Genomic DNA, 18,499 nt, shown 5'->3' with positions numbered 1-18,499 from the left:
AAGCTCGTTTCCGGGAACGGGACGCCCTATCCCTTGAGGTAGGCCTCCAGGGCTTCCCCGGTCATGTCCTTGCCTGCGGCGAACGCTTCGACGAAGTCGTGGGCCTCCGAGTCACGGAACTGAACCGGCGGGCTCTTCATGAAGTACGACGCCGGGGCCAGCAGCGGGCCGCCGATGCCCCGGTCGAGCGCCAGCTTGGCGCAGCGCACGGCGTCGATGATCACGCCTGCCGAGTTGGGCGAGTCCCAGACCTCCAGCTTGAGCTCGGCATTGAGAGGCACGTCGCCGAAGGCGCGGCCCTCGATCCTGATGTACGCCCACTTGCGGTCGGTCAGCCAGGGGACGTAGTCGGAGGGCCCGATGTGGACGTCCGTGTCGGCGAGTTCCCGGTCGAACTGCGAGGTGACCGCCTGGGTCTTCGAGACCTTCTTCGACTCGAGGCGCTCGCGCTCCAGCATGTTCTTGAAGTCCATGTTCCCGCCCACGTTGAGCTGGCTCATGCGCTCCACCACGACGCCGCGATCCTCGAAGAGCCGCGCCAACTGCCGGTGGACGATGGTCGCCCCGACCTGTGACTTGATGTCGTCGCCGATGATGGGAACCCCCGCCTCGTGGAAGCGGCGCGCCCACACCGGGTCGCTGGCGATGAACACCGGGATGGCGTTGACGAACGCAACACCCGCCTCCAGGGCGCACTCGGCGTAGAAACGGGTCGCATCCTCGGAGCCGACCGGCAGGTACGACACCAGCACGTCGGCGCCCGAGTCACGCAGGGCCTTGACCACGTCCACGGGCTCGGCGGCGGACTCCTCGATGGTCAGCCGGTAGTACTTGCCGAGACCATCGAAGGTGGGGCCCCGCAACACCTCGACGCCCAGTTCGGGCACCTCGGCGAAACGGAATGTGTCGTTCATCCCACACCACATCGCCTTCGACAGGTCCTGGCCGACCTTGGCGGCGTCGACGTCGAATGCGGCCACGAACTCCACGTCACCGACGTGGTACCCGCCCAGGTCGACGTGCATCAGGCCCGGCACCCGGGCGCCCGGGTCGGCATCGCGGTAGTGGGTGACGCCCTGGATCAGCGAGTTGGCGCAGTTGCCCACTCCGGCGATGGCGACCTTGACTGTTGACATGTGTCCTCCTCTAGGAAGCAGCGGGGGCGTCGTCGTCCCCCTGTTCGGAAGCGATGAGCTCGTCCAGCCAGGCCACGTCGGCCTCGGCGGAGCGCACTCCATGCTCCATCAACGATTGCGTGTAGCGATCGACTCGGTCGGCGGTGTGCCTCATGGAGGAGCGTGCCGCCGCGATCCGCTCGCGAAGCACCGACTTGCGGCGCTCTAGGAACCCGATCCGGGTGTCGGGATCCATGTACTTGAAGAAGGCGAGCCTCACCCGGAAGGCGCTCGTGTTCTCCACCTCCGAGGCCTCGTCCTCGAGGATCTCGTGGAAATGCTCCTTGCCCTCGGCGGTGATCCGGTACTCCTTGCGACGACCGGAACCCGAGGCGCTCTCGACGAAGCCGGCCCGCTCCAGACGCCGCAGCGCCGGGTAGACGGAGCCGAAGGAGATCCGCCAGAACCCCAGATCCACCAGCCGCTGTTTGATCTCGTAGCCGTGGACCGGGCCCTCGCGGAGCAGTCCGAGAATCGCCATGTCGAGCATTGTGTGAATCGTTATATCGGCTCGATATAGCGATGTCAACTCGAGGAGATGAAGGTTTTCGCGAGACGACGAGTTCCGGCGGTGAGTTGCTGCGGTCCGAGTGCCCCCTACCGGGCACCCCTTCCGGCGAGGCGAGCCATGATCGGCCCAAGTGTCGCCGTGAGCAGGACGTACCCCGCAGCCAGCGGGCCGAGCCTTCCATCGACACCTGCGGCCAGGCCGAGGCCGGCGATGACTATCGAGAACTCGCCGCGAGCCAGCAGCAACGCCGCGGCGCGCACCCGGCCACGCCCGCTGATCCCGGAACGACGGCCCGCCCACCAGGCGGTGAGCGCCTTGGTGCCCACGGTGGCCGCCGTCAGCAGGAGCACGTCGACGGCAACGCCTCGCAGATCTTCGGGGTTGATCTGCAGGGCGAAGAACACGAAGAAGACGGCAGCGAACAGGTCGCGCAAAGGAGACAGCAGGGCACGTGCCCTGGCCACGGCGTCACCGGAGACTCCGATCCCCACCAGGAAGGCACCCACCGCCGCCGATACGCTGAGACGCTCGGCGAACCCGGCGACGAGCAGGGTCACCCCGAGCAGGGTCAACAGGTTGACCTCGTCCGAGCCGGAGAAGATCAGCCGGCTCACCCGGTCTCCGTGGCGAGCAGCGATCGTCAGGATCGCCGCCACCGCCATCAGCGCTGCAGCGACGGTGAGCACAACACTCGATGCAGCTCCGCCGACGGCCACGGCGGCCAGGATCGGCAGCAGCACGGCCATCGCCAGATCCTCGAACACCAGCAGCATCAACACGAGGGGGGTCTCCCGGTTCCCCATCCAGCCGAGATCGTGAACCAGCTTGGCGATCACACCGGACGACGAGATGTAGGTGATGCCGCCGAGGAACAGGGCGCCCGTCGTCCCCAGGCCCAGCAGGAGGCCAGCCACGAACCCCGGGGTGTAGTTGAGCACCAGATCGAAGATCCCCGACCCCAAAGTGGAGCGCATGCTGGAGACCAGCTCCCTGGCGCTGAACTCGAGGCCCAGCATCAGCAGCAACAGGATCACTCCGAACTCGGCACCGGTGGCGATGAACTCCTCGGAGGTGACCACGGGGAACAGACCGCCCTCACCGAAGGCGAGCCCGCCGATCAGATACAGCGGGATCGGCGACAGGCCGATCCGCACCGCAAGGCGGGCGAGAACGGCCAAGGCGAGGATGACCCCGCCGAGCTCCAGGAGCAGCCGCGCCCCTTCGTCCACGGCTCAGCCCGATCCGAGGATCTGGTGTGCCGCCTCGACTCCTTCGGCGGTCCCGACGACGACCAGTACGTCACCGGGCTCGATGGTGAACTCGGGCCCCGGTGCCGGGAACGGATCCTCGCCCCGGAGTACGGCCACCACCGAAACACCGGTGCGGGTGCGGATCCGGGCATCGCCGATGGTGCGACCGGCGTACGGGGTATCAGGATCCACGCCGAGCCAGTCGATCGCCAGTCCCTCGATCCGGTGGATGGTCGCCAGGGTCTCCACCACCTCGGTGCCCCCGAGCACGTCGACGAGGTCGTGCGCCTCGTCCTCATTGAAATCCACCGACACCTCCACGGCATCGGGATCGTCCGGGGAGCAGACGAACACCTCGCGGCGGCCCGACCGGTGGTGGATGACACCCACCCGCCGACCCTCCTCCGTGGTGAAGTCGTACCGGATGCCCACGCCGGGAAGCCGGGTCTGCTCGATGCGTCCCATCGGACCGCCCTTCAATCGACTACGTCGAACGATTATCGCCGACCGTTGGGCGCTTCACCGCTTCGGTTGCGGCAGCCAGTTGCCGCAACGGGTCACGACAGCCGGCTCCGCAGCCAGGCGATGTCCTGGCCCTGCTCCTCGGCACCCCCCGGGGTCTCCACGATGGCGACCGCCCCGGCGGCACGCACCAACCCGACCAGCAGATCCTCGGGGATCTCGCCCGCTCCCAGGTTGGCGTGGCGATCCCGGCGGCTTCCCGCCGGATCGCGCGAGTCGTTGCAGTGCACCAACGACACCGCACCGGTCATTGCCGTCACCCGGTCGACCAGGGTGGACAGGTCCTCGCCGGCGGCCCAGGCGTGACAGGTGTCCAGACACACACCGACGCCGAACTCTCCTATCGCCTGCCACATGGGGCCATAGTTGGCGCACTCGCGAAGCACGGCGTTGCCGCCCCCCGCCGTGTTCTCGAGCAGGATCGGCACCGACCGCTCCACCGACTCCATGGCCTTTCGCCACCGCTCGAACCCCACCGCCAGGTCCTCGTCGTCTCCGACGTGCCCGCCGTGCACCACCACCCCTGCGGCTCCGATCGTCGCCGCCGCCCGGATGGTGTCGTCGAGGATCTTGCGGCTCGGGATCCGGATCCGGTTGTTGGGCGACGCCAGGTTCACCAGATACGGAGAGTGGACGAAGATCGGGATACCGGATGCGGCCAGCTCGGCGGCGTCGTGTCGGGGCAGTGGGGCCTTCCAGGTCTGCGGGCTCGAGAGGAAGATCTGTATGGCGTCGGCGGATCGGGCCGCAGCCTCCTCCAGCGGCCGGTCGCTCGGGACGTGGGCGCCTACCGGGATCACCGACCGGCCCCGGCGGCACGGTGGATCCCCGGTTCGAGCAGAGGAGCCAGACGGTGCGCCGGTACCTCCCAGTCGTCGGTCCAAAAATGCAACCAGGGAGGGTCGGCCAACCCTCCTTCCGGGTCCACCGGAACCATGTCGGCGTCGTGAAACCTGATCGAGAGCACCTCGAAGGCGGCGCCTTCGTCGTCACGCACTCCCGACCTGATCTCGGCGATCGCCTCCCACGGAAAGAGCCGCGGAAGGTGCCTGGCCCCGTCCACCCGGATCGAGATGCCCTCGTCCCCGGCCCGCAGCAACGGTCGCGGTCGCAGCAGGCTGTTGACCGAGAGCCCCATCGCCGCCACACCGGAGAGGAGGAGCACTGTTCCGAACGCCCGATCGCGACGCTGCTGGGCCTGGCCGTCGGCGCTGAGCACCGTCTCCTTGACCTCGACGGTGCTCCCGAAGGCGTCGATGGTGGTGCCGACCACCCGATCCCAGGTCTCCGGGGCGGGGTACCAGCGGTGGCTCCACATCATGTCGACCGCCAGCAGGATGGCGGGAACCGCCAGCAGGGCGAGGAACATCAGGCGCAGCGACGAGCGGAAGACGACCACGTTCACGGTCGAGACTGTACGACGGATCGCGGCCGAGGGTGATTCATCGAATCGCTCAAGTGTGCCCTGGATGCACCGAACCAGACATCACGAAGGCCTCAGGCCGTCGGATCACCTCCCTGTCGGGTGTGGGGCCGTCCACCGGGCGGCCCCTCATCCGTCATCGGGCGAATCGGATCGGCCCACGGGTCGCCGGCAACGGCATGGCGCAGCCGCTGCGGCCGCACCACCATGCGTTCGCTCCTGCGCGACCAACGCAGGAGGAACACCCCCCCTACGATCGCCCCCACACCAAAGACGGCACCGGAGATCACCAGCACCGATTCCGCTGAGCTCACCGGCCGAACCGTCGCTCACGGCTGGTGAAGTCGCGCAGGGCACGCAGGAAGTCGACCCGACGGAACCCGGGCCAGTGGACGTCGACGAACGAGTACTCGGCGTAGGCCGCCTGCCACAAGAGGAATCCGGAGAGCCGCGACTCGCCGCTGGTTCGGATCACCAGGTCGGGATCGGGAAGGTCGGGGGTGTAGAGGTGCCGGCCGATCTCGGCCGCATCGATCCGGGCAGCGATCTCCTCTCCGGCCAGGCCCTCGGCGGCCAGCTTGCCCACGAGATCGCGTACGGCGTCGACGATCTCCTGGCGGCCGCCGTAGGCAAGAGCGATCGTGAGCCTTCTGCCGTTGCTACCCGAGCGGCCCTCGAGCCGCTCCGCCGCATCGCGGAGCCGCTCGGGGAGCAGCTCCAGGCTGCCGATGACGCCGTAACGCAGATCGCTGCCCCCGGGCGTCGAGGGAAGCCTCTCGAAGAGCTCCTCCAGGACGTCGTAGTAGGGATCGAGCTCGGATGCGGGTCGCTCCAGGTTCTCACGAGAGAGCAGCCAGCAAGTGGTCTCGGCTATCGACAGGTCGCGACACCAGCCGAGGAACTCGACCAGTTTGTTCATGCCGGCCCGGTAGGAAGCGGCGTAGTCGGCCATTCCGGCCCTGCGGGCGTAACGGCGATGCCCGTCGAGGATCACCCCGACGTGGTGGGGGAGCCGCGACCGGTCCAGTGACCGGACCAGCCGGCTCTCGTACAGCCGATAGAGCGGTTGTCGCCAGCCGCTCGAGCCGCCTTCCTCAGCCACCGGCCCTCCCGAATCGCCTCAGAGCCCGCACGCCGAGATGCCGTCGAACACTCCCCCCTTGAACGCCTCGAAGCGCTGGAAGGCGCTGACCGCTCCCTCCGATCCAGGCACCGCCGAGAGCAGCAGGAAACCGGCGATCCCCTCCTCGAGATCGCCGGCCGAGAGCCACAGCTGCATCGGGTTGTCCTCAAAGGTCAGCGCCGCCGTCCAGGCACCGGCCATGCAGTCGACCTGCAGCTGGGCTTCGGGCCCGAACACCGGATACTCGAGCCGGGCCAAGACGGCCCTCCCCCACAGGTCGGCGAGGACCAGCGCCATGGCGAAGTCGCCGATCTCGTCATAGAGATAGGGGAACAGCCCTTCCCCGTCCCAAGCGGCGAAGTCCTCGTCCTCGCAGTAGAAGGCGTTCCCCGGATAGAACTCGGGGTCCTCGAAGAAGCCGCCGCACGAGGGAACGTCCCCGCTCGACGGGTAGTACTCGTAGGCGCCCGACATGGGGATCCACTCCATCCCGAAGGCGTCGGGGAAGACGATCGCCCAGAACCCCTCGAGGGCGTCGATGAGGACGGTGGCTGCGGTGTCGTAGGGGAGGTTTCCGCTGTACGCCGGGTCGAGCTCGATGAAGACGACAGGCGGATAGGTCTCCTGATACGTGTCGCAGGCGGCGACCCCGTTGTTGAACCCGTCGAAGAAGGCGGTCAGACGATCGAACGAGCCACCGTGGGCGTTGGGGCCGTCGGGGGCGGTGCCCAGGCCATCACCGATGAGTAGGAACCCGGCCATGGCCTCTTCGAGGTCGCCCGGCTCCAGGATCAGGTTCTGGCTCTGCCCCGAGTCGACGTAGAAGGTCCAGGCCCCTGCCAGGCAGTCAGCCTGGAGCTCCTGGACGATCGTCGGATGCTCGTCGGAGAATCCGAAACGCGCCTGGATGGCGTGGCCCCACTCGTGGGCCATCACCAGGGCCACCGTGAAGTCTCCGTACTCCTCGTAGAGGGGAAGGATCAGATCCTCGATGTCCCACTGCACGGTGTCGTCGACCGAGCAGTAGAAGGCGTTCTGGGAGTACGACTCGGGACCCAGCGGCCCGCCACACTCGGGGACGTCGCCACGGGACACGTAGTAGGGCCCGAAGGCTGCCACCGGCTGATAGTCGATCCCCCAGACCGCCGGCATCTCCGCCGACCAGAACTCCTCGAGGTCGACGATCGACAGGGAGATCAGCTGGTCGATGGTCAGCGGGCCTGGATCGGGATCAGGATCCGGATCGGGACCGGGCGGGGTACCGCCGCAGGTGGTGATGATGTCGACCGCTACCGGGTCGGAGTCGCTGAAGGTCTCCGACCACTCGAGGAACTCGGCGAGATCCATCCGCTCCTGGATCTCCTCGATGGTGCACAGGCAGAAGCCGTAGGAGTCCTCACCGGTGCACCCCTCCATGTAGGCATCGACGATCTCCTGCGGATACTCGTTCGCCTCACCGGCGGTGGTGGTGGTCGCCGCCCGGGTGGTCGTGGTGGCCGAGAGCGGGGAAGCGTTGTCGCCGCACGCAGTGGACACCACCGTGAGCGCAATCAACACCACCAACAACCTTCTCATCGTGAGAACCTCCTCATTCCCCGCCAGGGTCCCGGTCTGGGGGCGGTGTCGGCGAGATGCTCCACCGCCAGGGGTTCTTCGAACAGTTCGGTCATGCGGCCTCGCAGCCAGACATCGAAGGGATCCTCGGAGCCGGCCAGGGCAGCCACGCCGGCGACCGGGGCCGAACCCTGAACCGCCGTCACGAACAGGTCGCGGCCGTCCTCGTGTACCAGCGACATGGCGACGCGCCCGATGCCGCGGCGGCGCTTGGATTCGGCCCACTCACCCCGGCGGGGGCCCATCAGCTCGGCGACCAGGGCTCGGGCGCCCTCGGCCATGCCCGGGCGGACCGGGTAAACGTGGAGTGCAGAACTCCCGAAGGCATTGGCGCGAAATCCCATCGCATGGAATGTAGCGGCCGTCGGCTGCGATCTCTTCCATTGGGCGGCGGTTCTCGCCAACTAAGCCGTCCTCGACGCCTAGCCTCGCGCTCCCCATGCGCATCCTCGTCACCGGCGCCACCGGATACATCGGAGGCCGCCTCGTGCCCCGCCTCCTGGAGGAGGGCCACGAGGTTCGCTGTCTGGCTCGCAACCCCAAGAAGTTGGCGCTGCATCCATGGCGACATCAGGTGGAGGTCTTCGCAGGCGACGTCCTCGACCCGGGGGCGGTGAAGGAGGCGATGGAGGGATGCCAGGCCGCCTTCTACCTGGTTCACTCGATGGCCGCCGGCAAGGGGTTCGAGGAGATCGACCGTCGAGCGGCATCCTGCTTTCGCGACGCCGCCGAGGCATCGACGCTGGGGCGACTGGTGTACCTCGGCGGCCTGGGGGACGAAGGCGACGAGCACTCGCCCCACTTGAGCAGCCGACACGAGGTGGGAAGGATCCTGGCCGAAGGCGCAACACCGGTGACCGAGGTGCGCGCCGCGGTGATCATCGGGTCGGGCTCCCTCTCCTTCGAGATGCTTCGTTCACTCACCGAGGTCCTCCCGGTGATGACCACACCCAGATGGGTCAGAACCCGGTGCCAACCGATTGCCGTTCGCGACGTGCTCGAAATCCTGGTCGGAGCGCTCGAGGATCCGTCCACGGAAACCAAAGTCGCCGAAGTGGGCGGCCCGGAAGTCCTGACCTACGAGGAGATGATGCAGATCTACGCCGAGGAGGCCGGGCTGCGAAGGCGCCGCTTCGTGCGTCTCCCCTTTCTCACACCCCGCCTGTCGTCGCTGTGGATAGGACTGGTGACGCCGCTCCCCCCAAGCGTCGCCCGACCGCTCGTGGAGAGCCTCCGGTCGGAGGTGGTCGTTCACGATCCGCAGGAGCTGGTCGAGATCGAGCCCACCCCGTATCGGGAGGCGGTCAGGCGCGCCCTCTCCAGGCTTCCCGGCGGTGTCATCACGCGATGGAGCGACGCCGACTCCCATCCGGCGGCGCCCGTTGCCACCGATCCCGACTGGTCGGGAGGAACCGTGTACATGGACCGCCAGGTCGTTCCCACGGACACCGATTCAGAGCACCTGTTCTGGGCCTTCAGTCGGATCGGGGGACGCACCGGGTACTACGGACTGGATTGGGCCTGGCGGATCCGTGGCCTGCTCGACCGCCTCGTCGGCGGGGTTGGCCTGCGGCGCGGGAGGCGCCACCCCACCGAGGTCCGAGTGGGAGAGGCGATCGACTTCTGGCGAGTCGAAGACGTTGTCGCCGGCTCCAGCCTGCGGCTTCGAGCCGAGATGCGGCTGCCCGGCGAAGCCTGGCTGGAGTGGGAGACGCGGCCCACCGAACACGGCGCCGACCTGGTGCAGACCGCCTGGTTCCGACCCCGGGGGCTCCCCGGACGCATCTACTGGTACGGCCTGCTCGTCCCCCACCGCATCGTCTTCCCCCGGATGGCCAGGCGGATAGCGGCCGCCGCCGAGGAACGCGGATACGCCTGCCGATGAGCCAGGTCCTGCTCACCTCGGGGCTGGTGGCGGTGGGGGCATTCACCGTGTTGTGGGTGATCAGCCTCCTGGTTCGGGACGCCTCGATAGTCGACCCGTTCTGGGGGCCGGGGTTCGTTCTCATCGCCTGGACCGCCTTCGTCACCGCCGAAGACCCCGGAGGCAGGGGGTTGTTGCTGGCGATCCTGGTGACCGTGTGGGGACTGCGACTGGGATTGCATCTGGCGATACGCAACCTGGGCAAGGGCGAGGACTACCGGTACCAGGAGTTCCGCAGGCGGTGGGGTCGGCGATTCCCAGCGGTCAGCCTGGGGACGGTGTTCCTCCTGCAGGCGCTCCTGGCCTGGGTGGTGTCGCTCCCGGTGCAGGTGGCCATGGTCGACGGCGGCGCTCCCGGCCTGATCGCCATCGCAGGTGTCGCCGTGTGGGCGGTCGGGTTCTTCTTCGAGACGGTGGGCGACCTTCAGTTGGTCCGCTTCAAGCGAAGCCCGGAGAACGCGGGGACGGTCATGGATGGCGGACTATGGAGGTACAGCCGTCACCCCAACTACTTCGGGGACTTCACCGTGTGGTGGGGTCACTTCCTGGTGGCGGTGGCGCGCCCGGCCTCGCTGTGGACGGTGGTCGGGCCGCTGCTGATGTCGTTCCTCCTGCTCCGGGTCAGCGGGGTGACCCTCCTCGAGCGCACCATCACCAGCCGCCGCCCCGGATACGAGGAGTACGTGCGTCGTACGAGCGCCTTCTTCCCCAGGCCCCCGAAGCCATGACCGACGGCGCTGCGGAGACCAAGCAGACCGTCGGTTGGCGGGAGTGGGTGGGCCTCCCCGACCTCGGTATCCCGCGCATCGAGGCCAAGATCGATACCGGCGCCGTCTCTTCGTCGATAGACGTCTCCCGGGTACGGCTCATCCCCGATGACTCCGGTGACCGGGTTCGGTTCCTGGTGCACCTCGATCGCGACCGCACCGTGGAGGCGGAGGCACCGATCGTGGACGTGCGAACGATCAGGAATCCGGGACGGGGCGGGCGCGAGGAGGAGCGCGTCGTGATCCGCACCACCCTCGAAGTCGCAGGCGAGCACTGGTCGATCGATGTCAATCTGGCGCGACGCAACCGGATGCAGTACCGCATGCTCATCGGGCGCGAGGCGATGAAGGGGCGAGTGGTGGTCGATCCGGATGCCTCCTATCTGCTGGGTGACCTGCCATGAGGATCGGAGTCCTCAGCAGGCAGGCGTCCCTCTACTCCACGAGCAGGCTGGTGGAGGCCGCCGGTATGAGAGGTCACCAGGTCTCGGTGGTCGACTACCTGCGCTGCTACATGGACATCACATCGAAGCGCCCCCGGGTCCTGCTCGCCGGAAGGGAGCTCGCCTTCGACGCCGTGATCCCTCGCATCGGCGCCGCCTACACCTTCTACGGGACTGCGGTCGTGCGCCAGTTCGAGATGATGCACGTCCTCACCGCCAACGAATCCCAGGCGATCGCCCGGGCGCGCGACAAGCTGCGGTCCCTGCAGCTGCTCGCTCGCGCCGGCGTGGGGCTGCCGGTGACCAGCTTCGCCCACTCGACGAAGGACATCGACGGGCTGCTCGAGGTCGTGGGGAAGCCGCCCTATGTGGTGAAGCTGCTCGAGGGCACCCAGGGCATGGGTGTGGTGCTCGCCGAGACCCGTAATGCGGCTCAGTCGGTGATCGCAGCCTTCCGGCAGCTCGATGCCAACATCCTTGTGCAGCGGTTCATCACCGAGGCGGAGAACACCGACCTGCGCGCCTTCGTGGTCGGCGGCCGGATAGTCGCCTCGATGGAACGAGTCGCCGCCGAAGGGGAGTTCCGGGCGAACATCCATCGGGGGGCCACGGCCAACCCGGTCGAGCTCACCGAGGCCGAGGCGGCCGCCGCCATAGCCGCCGCAACCACTCTCGGTCTGGACGTGTGCGGGGTCGACATGCTGCGGTCCCGGTCCGGCCCCCTGGTGATCGAGGTGAACGCCTCCCCCGGCCTGGAAGGAATCGAAGGAGCCAGCGGCGTGGACGTGGCGGGGGCGATCATCGAGTTCCTCGAAGGGCGCCTCGCCGCCTCCACCTGAGACTCGGCCGACGCCAGCCCGCAAAAGGAGCTGCCGTCGAACTGAGGCTCCGCCGCCTGATGCTTGTCGGGACGCCCCTACTGCTGCCGTTCGGCCCACCAACGGTCGAGAAGGCCCAGGGCCTCCTCTTCGGAGAGCGGACCATGGTCGAGACGATGCTCGAGCAGCATGTCTAGGGCTTCCCCCACCATCGGTCCCGGCGCCAAGGCGAGATGCTGCATGACGGCGTGTCCGTCCAGCGGCGGCCGGATCGAGTCGATCTCCTCCTGTTGGCGCAGCTCGGCGATCCGGCGTTCCATCTCGTCGATTCCTCGCTGGATCTGCCGGGCCTTCTTGTCGTTGGCCGTGGTGACATCGCATCGGACGAGGGTGTTGAGCCTCTCCAGGAGGTGGCCGGCGTCTCGTACGTAGCGACGCACCGCCCTGTCGCTCCATCCCAGCTTGAAGGTGTGGGGACGCATGTGCAGATACACCAGATCCACGACGTCGTCGACGTCGTCCTTCGGGTAGCGCAGCTCCTGGAGGCGGGAGCGCGTCATCCGGGCCCCGACCACCTCGTGGTGGTGGAAGGAGACGCCCTCGGGACCGACTTCCCTGGTCTGCGGCTTTCCCACATCGTGGAACAGAGCCGCCAGCCGCACGATCCGATCCGGCGGGCACTTACCCACCACGGCGATGGTGTGGGCGAGCACGTCCTTGTGGCTGTGCCGGGGATCCTGTTCCAGTGCCAAGGCCGGGATCTCCGGAATGAAGTGCTCGGCGAGACCGCTCTCCACCACCCCCCATAGAGCCGCCTCGACATGGTCGCCGACCATCAGGCGGTCCAGCTCCTCCCGGATCCGCTCGGCACTGACGATCACGAGGCGATCCGACATCGCAGCCGCCGCGGCCAGGGCGGCCGGATCTGGCACGAACCCGAGGGTCGAGACGAACCGGTACAGCCGCAGCATTCGCAGCGGGTCGTCTCCGAAGGCGATCTCGGGAGAGAGGGGGGTACGCAGCAGACCGGAACCGAGATCGACCAGGCCCCCATGGGGATCGATGATCTCGGGCTCGGGCACGATCCGCAGCGCCAGGGCGTTGACGGTGAAGTCGCGCCTGGACAGATCGGTGGCGAGGTCGTCGGTGAACTCCACGGAGGGCTTGCGGCTGTCGTCGCGGTACACCTCGCTGCGAAAGGTGGTCACCTCCACCAGGACTCCATCGAGCCTGGCGCCGATCGTGCCGAACTCCTTGCCCACGGTGACGACTCCTTGTGCCCACCCCTCGAGCAGTTCGTGGATGACGTCGGGAGGCGCCGCCGTGGTGAAGTCGTACTCCGTCTCCTCCCGCTCCCGCCCCAGCAGGGCGTCGCGCACTCCCCCCCCGACCAGGAACGCCTCGTGACCGGCGGCGGCGAAGCGCTGCGCCACGCGCGCCGGCACGCCGGTGGCGCGCAGCAGGGGCTGAAGCCGGGCCGGGATCATGCGGCGATGGTATTGCCGCCCCGACGAGGAAGGCGAGCCAAGCCCCGATGTCCCAGGAGGAGCACGGCTCCCACCGGCAAGGTGGCCCGAGACACCTCAGGTGCCGAGCAGGCCCAACTGCTGGGCGCGCAGCCGCAGGTCGGCGGGCTTGGTGGCATGGAGCAGGGCCACATCGAAGGTGACCACCCCCGACGCCGCCAGGCGCAGGAGTGCCTGGTCGAAGGTCTCCATGCCGTAGAAGGCGCCGTCGGCGATCACGTCGGGGATCTCGTGGGTCGCTGCGGGATCGGCGATGCGCTCGGCCACCCGCTCGGTGTTGATCAACACCTCGACCGCCGGCACCCGGCCCGTTCCCTCGGCTCTCGGAAGGAGCCGCTGGCTGAGGATCGCCCTCAGGGTCCCGGCGAGCAGCAGCCGCACCTGCTGCTGCAACCCGGAGGGGAAGAAGTCGAGGATCCGGTTGACGGTCTCGGCTGCGTCGAGAGTGTGCAAGGAGGAAAGGACCAGGTGGCCGGTCTCCGCAGCCTTGAGGGCGGCATCGACGGTCTCGGCGTCACGCATCTCCCCGATGAGGATCACATCGGGGTCCTGGCGGACGGCGCGACGCATCGCTTCGCCGAAACCGGCGGTGTCGACCCCGACCTCGCGCTGGCTGACGATCCCGACCTTGTCGTCGTGCACGGTCTCGATGGGGTCCTCGATGGTGATGATGTTGACCCGGCGGGTGCCGTTGATCCGGTCCACCAGGGCTGAAAGCGTCGTCGACTTCCCGGAACCGGTGGGTCCCGTCACCAGGACCAGGCCGCGACGTTCGGCGCAGATTCGCTCCAGCACCGGGGGCAGGCCGAGGGCATCGAAGTCTCCGGTGGGCCGCTTGAGCAGGCGCAGGGCGACGGTCAACCTTCCCCGCTGCCGAAAGGCATTGATCCGGAAGCGTTCTCCGTCCTGCGAACTGAAGGCGAAGTCGGCCTCGTTGGTCTGCTTGAACTCCACCTCGAGCCGATCCGGTATCAGCTCCCCGAGGTAGGTGGCGACGTCGATCTCGGTCAGGGGCGGTCGGTCCAACAGCCGGAGATCCCCGTCGACGCGCAGGATCGGCGGGCTTCCGGCGCGCAGGTGGAGATCGGACGCCTCGGCGGCCACGGCCTCGGCGAGCAGCGACTCGATGGCGGCTTGATGGAAACTCATGGGGTTCTTCCGACGGAGTCGGGATTGCTATCGGTCGGCCCTGTCTCCGGCTTGAACCTCATCCCAGTGGCGGCCGACGGCTCGGACCGCCATCTCGATCAGGCCGAAAGCCGCTCGGGGCGAGCCCGGCGACGGAGCCGGCGCCGCACCGTGGAGCCCGGCCAGCAGGGAGGAGGTCGACTCCTCGACCGCCCTCAGGTCGTATCCCCCTTCGAGCACGGCGATCACCGGCGTCCCGTGGGCGGCGAGGCGAGCCGCCATCCAGGAGTAGTCGTCGGTCTCGAGACAGAGGTTGGCCAGGGGATCGAGCCGGTGGGCGTCGAAGCCGCAGCTGATCAACACGTGATCGGGTCGGAAACCTGAGAGGACCGGGTCGACGATGCGGTCGAATGCGGCGGCGTAGGCGTCACCACGCGCACCTGCGGGCAGCGGAATGTTGACGGTGGTGCCGGCGCCGGCGCCGACCCCGGTCTCGTCGGTCCAACCGCTGCCCGGATACTGAGGAAACTCGTGGAGGGAAACGTAGAGGATGTCGGGCCTCGCCTCGAACGCCTCCTGGGTGCCGTTGCCGTGATGGACGTCCCAGTCGACGATGGCGACCCGGTTCCCCCGCCGCGTGAGGTGCTCGGCGAGGATGGCGACGTTGTTGAAGAGGCAGAACCCCATCGCCTGATCGGGGCGAGCGTGATGGCCGGGGGGACGGACCGGCAGGAAGGCGAACCGGGCGCGACCCCCGTCGATGGCCTCGGCTGCGGCCGGCCCCGCCCCGGCGGCGTGCAGCGCCGCATCCCATGAGGCGGAGACGGCTCGAGTGTCGGCATCGAGCGAACCTCCGCCCGACTCACAGAACCGCTCGATGTAGTCGACATGCGAGGCACTGTGGACCAGTGTCAGTTGCCCGACTGTCGCCGGTGGTGCCGTCTCGAACTCCAAGGGGCCTCCCCAGGCCTCGACCCCGCGCAACGCCGCCTCGAGACGCTCCGGGCGCTCGGGGTGACCGTAACCGGTGGCGTGGCGACGGCAGGCGTCGTCGGTGATGATCAGCGCGGGAAGCATCCCAAGGAGGCTAGGACGGTCTTCCGGCGGGAGGGGGCGAAGGCACCGATACCATCTCGCCGGTGACTGCGACCGTTCGGATCGAGGGAACCTGGCCGGGGCCGGTCTCGCTTCGTCGTGGATGGGCCCGCGCCGAGGCGCGACCATGGAACGATGTGATCCCCATGGCGCAGCTCCGTCTCGTCCGGACCGCAGGTCCCGGCTTCATCGGCGATTGTGTCGGCGCCCTGCTCGAAGCCGGAACCGAAGGCGTCCTCTCGCCCCCGCTCCCCAGATCGGCTCAGCGATCCTGGCGTGACGCAGGTTTCACACCGCACACCGGACTCGCCCTCATGCGGCGAAGACTGGACTCGGTTCCTCCGCCGGGTCACCTCGTCGTGGTGGGGGGGAGCGACGACATCGCCGAGGTGCTGCGCATCGACGCCGCTGCCTTCTCATCGTTCTGGCGCTTCGATGCAGCGGCTCTCACCGAATCGATGAACGCCACCTCAGTATCGGTGCTGCTGGTGGTGCGGGGCCCGGAGTCCGGATTGAGCGGGTTCGCCGTCGCCGGCATGGGCTCGCGCCTCGCTTACCTGCAGCGGGTGGCGGTCGACCCCCGACAGCAGCGAACCGGAATGGGCAGATCGCTGGTGAGGGCCGCGGCACGCTGGGCGGCCCGCCAGGGTGCGGGAACGATCATGCTGAACACGATGCACGACAACCCGGCGGCAATGCACCTGTACGAGGCGGAAGGGTTCGACACTCTCGACGAGCCGCTCGAGGTCCTTCGCAGCGCCTGAAGCGGATCCCACCGGCTTTCGGGGGGGCCTGCGACAATCGACCCACCTGACCGGAGGCTGCAGTGATCCGCATCGTCACCGACTCATCATGTGACCTACCGCAGGAGGAGATCGCCCGTCATCGAATTGCCGTGGTGCCCCTCACCATCCGCTTCGGCGAGGACGACTTCGTCGACGGCAACGACCTCGATGGGGACCAGTTCTGGGAACGCCTGATGGCGGCACCGGAGGCTCCATCGACCGCCGCTCCTTCGATCGGGCGCTTCCAAGAGACGTTCACCAGGCTCTCCGGCGAGGGGGCCGATGGAATCCTGGTGGTGACCCTCTCCTCGCGCATCTCGGCAACACACCAGGCGGCGACGCTGGCCGCCGAGCAGTATCCCGGCGGCATCCCCATACAGGTGATCGACTCCGGCCTGGTGTCGGCCGCCCTGGGCCTGGTGGCCCTGGACGCCGCCGAGACCGCGGCTGCGGGGGGCAGCCTGGACGAGGTGGGTGCGGCCGCACGCCGGGCAGCAGCCGGCTCCAACCTGTTCGCCGCCCTGGACACCCTCGACCACCTGCGCCGGGGAGGCCGTATCGGCCCGGCGCAGGCGTTCTTCGGGAGCCTGCTCGATTTCAAGCCGCTGATCACGTTCGCCGACGGGGAGGTGGCGGCGGCGGGTCGGGTTCGAACCCGGCGCAGGGCCCTGGAGGCGGTCATCGCACATCTCGCCGACCTCGGCGATCGTGTGCGACGCCTGGCGGTGGTCCACTCCGAACCGGCCGACCTGTCGAGTTTCGTGGAGTCGGTGGCCGAGACCCACGGGGAGACACCGATGCTGGCGCGTCTGGGGCCGGTCGTGGGAACTCACGCCGGTCCTGGCGTCGCCGGGATCGCCTACCTCCTGGGCGACTCAGCGGAGTGACCTCGTGACCGACCGAGCGGAGCGCGACGCCGAACTGGTACAGGCGTACCTCCGGGGAGACACCGCCGCATTCGAGGAGCTGATGCGCGCTCACGAGGATCGTGTCTTTGCCGTCTGCCTGCGCATGCTCCGGGATCGGGATACGGCGCTCGAGGCCACCCAGGAGACCTTCATCACGGTACTGCGCAAGGCAGACCGGTTCTCGGGTCGAGCCGCCTTCTCCACCTGGCTGTATCGCGTCGCCATCAACACCTGCTACGACCTGGCCCGCCGAGCGCGACGCCATCGAGTCGAGACCATCCCCGAAGGTCACGACCCGGCGGATCCCACATCCGAGGACGGCTACATGTCGGCCGACCTTCGCCCCGAGTTGGAACGGGCGCTGGCTGCGCTGCCCGCCGAGTTTCGGGCCGCCGTGGTCCTGGCCGACGTAGAGGGACTGGGGCTGCACACCGTGGCCGAGGCATTGGGCGTCCCCGTGGGAACGGTCAAGTCACGCCTGTTCCGGGGTCGTCGCCTGCTCGCCGATGCTCTCGGGAACCGCGACCACCCCTCAGACACTCAAAGGGATGAAGCCGATGATGCGTAGATTCGACCTGGACACCATTGCCGCACTTGCCGAGGGAAGGCTCGACCCCTCCGATGCCGCCGCCCTCGAGGCCGCGATCGCCGCCGACCCCAGGGCGGCGGCCGAGCTCACCCGCCAGCGCCTGGCTCTCTCCGTCCTTCACGAGGCACCTGAGCCGTCGCTCACCGACTCCGAGCGCTCCATCCTGCACTCGGCGGTGGCGTCGGCACTGGGTATCGAGGACGGAGCCATCCTCGACCGGAGATCGACCGCGGCAACGGGCGCAGGAGTTCGTCTGAGCCCGCCTGGCGAGAAGCGGATTCCGTGGGGAGCCATCGGGGTCGCCGCAGTAGGCCTGGCAGCCCTGGTGATGGTGGTCCCCGTTGCCGACATGCTCTCCTCCGGAGGCGACGACTCGGCAGGGGCAACCACCTTCGCCGAGGCCGCCGTCGCCACCGCCGAAGACGGGACCGATACCTCCGAGAGCGCGCGGGAGCCTTCTGCCGCAATTCCCGAGGAGGACTTGAAGACCTCCGAATCGACGACGATCACGACGGTGGCGGCGACCGAGGTGACCACGACCGAGGCGGCGACCGTCACCGCTGGTGCCGACCCTCTCGAGACGGTCTTGATGAGCGAACTGGCCGCAGTGCGCTCCGATCCCGACCAGCTGGCGACGCTCACCGCGGCGGCGCTTCCCGAAGCAGCCTGCGCGCAGGAGGCCGGGGCCCTGCTGGCAGACGTCGAGTTCGACCACTTCGAGTACGTGCCCACAGAGGAGGCCGGCGCGGCCACCGGCTACGTCGTCTACTTCGCCGTGCCTGCCGAAGCCGACCCAGTCGGAACCCTCTACGCCTTCCCGGTCGACGACTGCACCTCACCGGTCGAGATCCCCTGAACCCGCCTCGCTGCGGTGCCTGTCGCTGGCCTTGGCCCCGAC

General features: G+C 68.3%; 21 protein-coding genes. 8 read left to right on the top strand and 13 right to left on the bottom strand.

From position 1 onward, the window contains the following. Positions 1–26 precede the first annotated feature (26 nt). From QY307_07100 to QY307_07055, 10 genes are all read right to left on the bottom strand, one after another. A complete protein-coding gene (locus QY307_07100) occupies positions 27–1,136 on the bottom strand; it encodes an inositol-3-phosphate synthase (protein WKZ81864.1) in 1,110 nt (369 codons plus the stop codon). 10 nt (positions 1,137–1,146) lie between these two features. Further along, a complete protein-coding gene (locus QY307_07095; protein WKZ81863.1) occupies positions 1,147–1,656 on the bottom strand; it encodes a PadR family transcriptional regulator in 510 nt (169 codons plus the stop codon). Between the two features lie 116 nt (positions 1,657–1,772). Then, on the bottom strand, positions 1,773–2,915 hold the full coding sequence (locus tag QY307_07090) for a cation:proton antiporter (protein WKZ81862.1): 1,143 nt from the start codon (positions 2,913–2,915) through the stop codon (positions 1,773–1,775). Between the two features lie 3 nt (positions 2,916–2,918). Further along, positions 2,919–3,401, bottom strand: a complete 483-nt coding sequence (locus QY307_07085) for a cation:proton antiporter regulatory subunit (GenBank protein ID WKZ81861.1) — start codon at positions 3,399–3,401, stop codon at positions 2,919–2,921. Between the two features lie 92 nt (positions 3,402–3,493). Continuing rightward, the gene (locus QY307_07080) at positions 3,494–4,255 is read right to left on the bottom strand and encodes a deoxyribonuclease IV (protein ID WKZ83774.1); all 762 of its coding nucleotides are present in this window, start codon (positions 4,253–4,255) and stop codon (positions 3,494–3,496) included. Beyond that, positions 4,255–4,863, bottom strand: coding sequence for a hypothetical protein (locus QY307_07075; protein ID WKZ81860.1), 609 nt, complete (start codon positions 4,861–4,863; stop codon positions 4,255–4,257). The genes QY307_07080 and QY307_07075 overlap by 1 nt, the downstream gene beginning before the upstream one ends. Before the next feature lie 92 nt (positions 4,864–4,955). Continuing rightward, entirely contained in the window at positions 4,956–5,195 is a 240-nt protein-coding gene (locus tag QY307_07070; GenBank protein ID WKZ81859.1) for a hypothetical protein, read from the bottom strand. Beyond that, positions 5,192–5,983 carry a polyprenyl diphosphate synthase gene (gene uppS / locus QY307_07065; GenBank protein WKZ81858.1) on the bottom strand — a complete coding sequence of 264 codons (792 nt, stop codon included), beginning with the start codon at positions 5,981–5,983 and terminating at the stop codon, positions 5,192–5,194. Before uppS ends, QY307_07070 begins: the two co-directional genes overlap by 4 nt. A gap of 18 nt (positions 5,984–6,001) precedes the next feature. Then, entirely contained in the window at positions 6,002–7,579 is a 1,578-nt protein-coding gene (locus tag QY307_07060; GenBank protein ID WKZ81857.1) for a neutral zinc metallopeptidase, read from the bottom strand. Further along, positions 7,576–7,962: a hypothetical protein gene (locus tag QY307_07055; protein ID WKZ81856.1), complete on the bottom strand. Its 387-nt coding sequence runs from the start codon at positions 7,960–7,962 to the stop codon at positions 7,576–7,578. The genes QY307_07060 and QY307_07055 overlap by 4 nt, the downstream gene beginning before the upstream one ends. Positions 7,963–8,057: 95 nt before the next feature. Between QY307_07055 and QY307_07050 the strand changes: the two genes are divergently transcribed. From QY307_07050 to rimK, 4 genes are read left to right on the top strand one after another with little or no spacing between them, the layout of a single operon-like run. Then, the gene (locus tag QY307_07050; GenBank protein ID WKZ81855.1) at positions 8,058–9,503 is read left to right on the top strand and encodes an SDR family oxidoreductase; all 1,446 of its coding nucleotides are present in this window, start codon (positions 8,058–8,060) and stop codon (positions 9,501–9,503) included. Then, positions 9,500–10,270: a DUF1295 domain-containing protein gene (locus QY307_07045; protein ID WKZ81854.1), complete on the top strand. Its 771-nt coding sequence runs from the start codon at positions 9,500–9,502 to the stop codon at positions 10,268–10,270. Before QY307_07050 ends, QY307_07045 begins: the two co-directional genes overlap by 4 nt. Beyond that, positions 10,267–10,713, top strand: coding sequence for a RimK/LysX family protein (locus QY307_07040; protein WKZ81853.1), 447 nt, complete (start codon positions 10,267–10,269; stop codon positions 10,711–10,713). Before QY307_07045 ends, QY307_07040 begins: the two co-directional genes overlap by 4 nt. Continuing rightward, entirely contained in the window at positions 10,710–11,591 is an 882-nt protein-coding gene (gene rimK, locus QY307_07035; protein ID WKZ81852.1) for a 30S ribosomal protein S6--L-glutamate ligase, read from the top strand. The genes QY307_07040 and rimK overlap by 4 nt, the downstream gene beginning before the upstream one ends. Positions 11,592–11,668: 77 nt before the next feature. Here rimK and QY307_07030 read toward each other — a convergent pair whose 3' ends face one another. The 3 genes from QY307_07030 to QY307_07020 form a co-directional block, all read right to left on the bottom strand. Further along, positions 11,669–13,057 (bottom strand): CCA tRNA nucleotidyltransferase, encoded by a 1,389-nt coding sequence (locus QY307_07030; GenBank protein ID WKZ81851.1) that lies wholly within the window; start codon positions 13,055–13,057, stop codon positions 11,669–11,671. Positions 13,058–13,153: 96 nt separating this feature from the next. Beyond that, a complete protein-coding gene (locus QY307_07025) occupies positions 13,154–14,245 on the bottom strand; it encodes a PilT/PilU family type 4a pilus ATPase (protein WKZ81850.1) in 1,092 nt (363 codons plus the stop codon). Positions 14,246–14,272: 27 nt separating this feature from the next. After that, positions 14,273–15,301: a histone deacetylase gene (locus QY307_07020; protein ID WKZ81849.1), complete on the bottom strand. Its 1,029-nt coding sequence runs from the start codon at positions 15,299–15,301 to the stop codon at positions 14,273–14,275. Between the two features lie 62 nt (positions 15,302–15,363). On the opposite strand from QY307_07020, the gene QY307_07015 reads away from it, so the two are divergent. The 4 genes from QY307_07015 (at position 15,364) to QY307_07000 (ending at position 18,457) form a co-directional block, all read left to right on the top strand. Then, a complete protein-coding gene (locus QY307_07015) occupies positions 15,364–16,083 on the top strand; it encodes a GNAT family N-acetyltransferase (GenBank protein ID WKZ81848.1) in 720 nt (239 codons plus the stop codon). Positions 16,084–16,145: 62 nt separating this feature from the next. After that, positions 16,146–16,991 (top strand): DegV family protein, encoded by an 846-nt coding sequence (locus QY307_07010; GenBank protein ID WKZ81847.1) that lies wholly within the window; start codon positions 16,146–16,148, stop codon positions 16,989–16,991. A 4-nt stretch (positions 16,992–16,995) separates the two neighbouring features. Then, complete coding sequence (locus QY307_07005) at positions 16,996–17,580, top strand: sigma-70 family RNA polymerase sigma factor (protein ID WKZ81846.1); 585 nt, start codon at positions 16,996–16,998, stop codon at positions 17,578–17,580. Continuing rightward, positions 17,561–18,457: a hypothetical protein gene (locus QY307_07000; protein WKZ81845.1), complete on the top strand. Its 897-nt coding sequence runs from the start codon at positions 17,561–17,563 to the stop codon at positions 18,455–18,457. Before QY307_07005 ends, QY307_07000 begins: the two co-directional genes overlap by 20 nt. The last annotated feature ends 42 nt before the right edge of the window (positions 18,458–18,499 follow it).

Source organism: Acidimicrobiia bacterium (assembly GCA_030584185.1).
Lineage (GTDB): Bacteria > Actinomycetota > Acidimicrobiia > Spongiisociales > UBA11373.
The sequence above is the reverse complement of the archived record's forward strand: the minus strand, read 5'-3'. Positions and strand labels throughout refer to the sequence as shown.

Coding starts and splice junctions, on each gene's coding strand:
- QY307_07100 (WKZ81864.1), bottom strand. CDS start 1,136: ATGTCAACAGTCAAGGTCGCCATCGCCGGAGTGGGCAACTGCGCCAAC.
- QY307_07095 (WKZ81863.1), bottom strand. CDS start 1,656: ATGGCGATTCTCGGACTGCTCCGCGAGGGCCCGGTCCACGGCTACGAG.
- QY307_07085 (WKZ81861.1), bottom strand. CDS start 3,401: ATGGGACGCATCGAGCAGACCCGGCTTCCCGGCGTGGGCATCCGGTAC.
- QY307_07060 (WKZ81857.1), bottom strand. CDS start 7,579: ATGAGAAGGTTGTTGGTGGTGTTGATTGCGCTCACGGTGGTGTCCACT.
- QY307_07055 (WKZ81856.1), bottom strand. CDS start 7,962: ATGGGATTTCGCGCCAATGCCTTCGGGAGTTCTGCACTCCACGTTTAC.
- QY307_07050 (WKZ81855.1), top strand. CDS start 8,058: ATGCGCATCCTCGTCACCGGCGCCACCGGATACATCGGAGGCCGCCTC.
- QY307_07045 (WKZ81854.1), top strand. CDS start 9,500: ATGAGCCAGGTCCTGCTCACCTCGGGGCTGGTGGCGGTGGGGGCATTC.
- QY307_07040 (WKZ81853.1), top strand. CDS start 10,267: ATGACCGACGGCGCTGCGGAGACCAAGCAGACCGTCGGTTGGCGGGAG.
- rimK (WKZ81852.1), top strand. CDS start 10,710: ATGAGGATCGGAGTCCTCAGCAGGCAGGCGTCCCTCTACTCCACGAGC.
- QY307_07030 (WKZ81851.1), bottom strand. CDS start 13,057: ATGATCCCGGCCCGGCTTCAGCCCCTGCTGCGCGCCACCGGCGTGCCG.
- QY307_07025 (WKZ81850.1), bottom strand. CDS start 14,245: ATGAGTTTCCATCAAGCCGCCATCGAGTCGCTGCTCGCCGAGGCCGTG.
- QY307_07020 (WKZ81849.1), bottom strand. CDS start 15,301: ATGCTTCCCGCGCTGATCATCACCGACGACGCCTGCCGTCGCCACGCC.
- QY307_07000 (WKZ81845.1), top strand. CDS start 17,561: ATGAAGCCGATGATGCGTAGATTCGACCTGGACACCATTGCCGCACTT.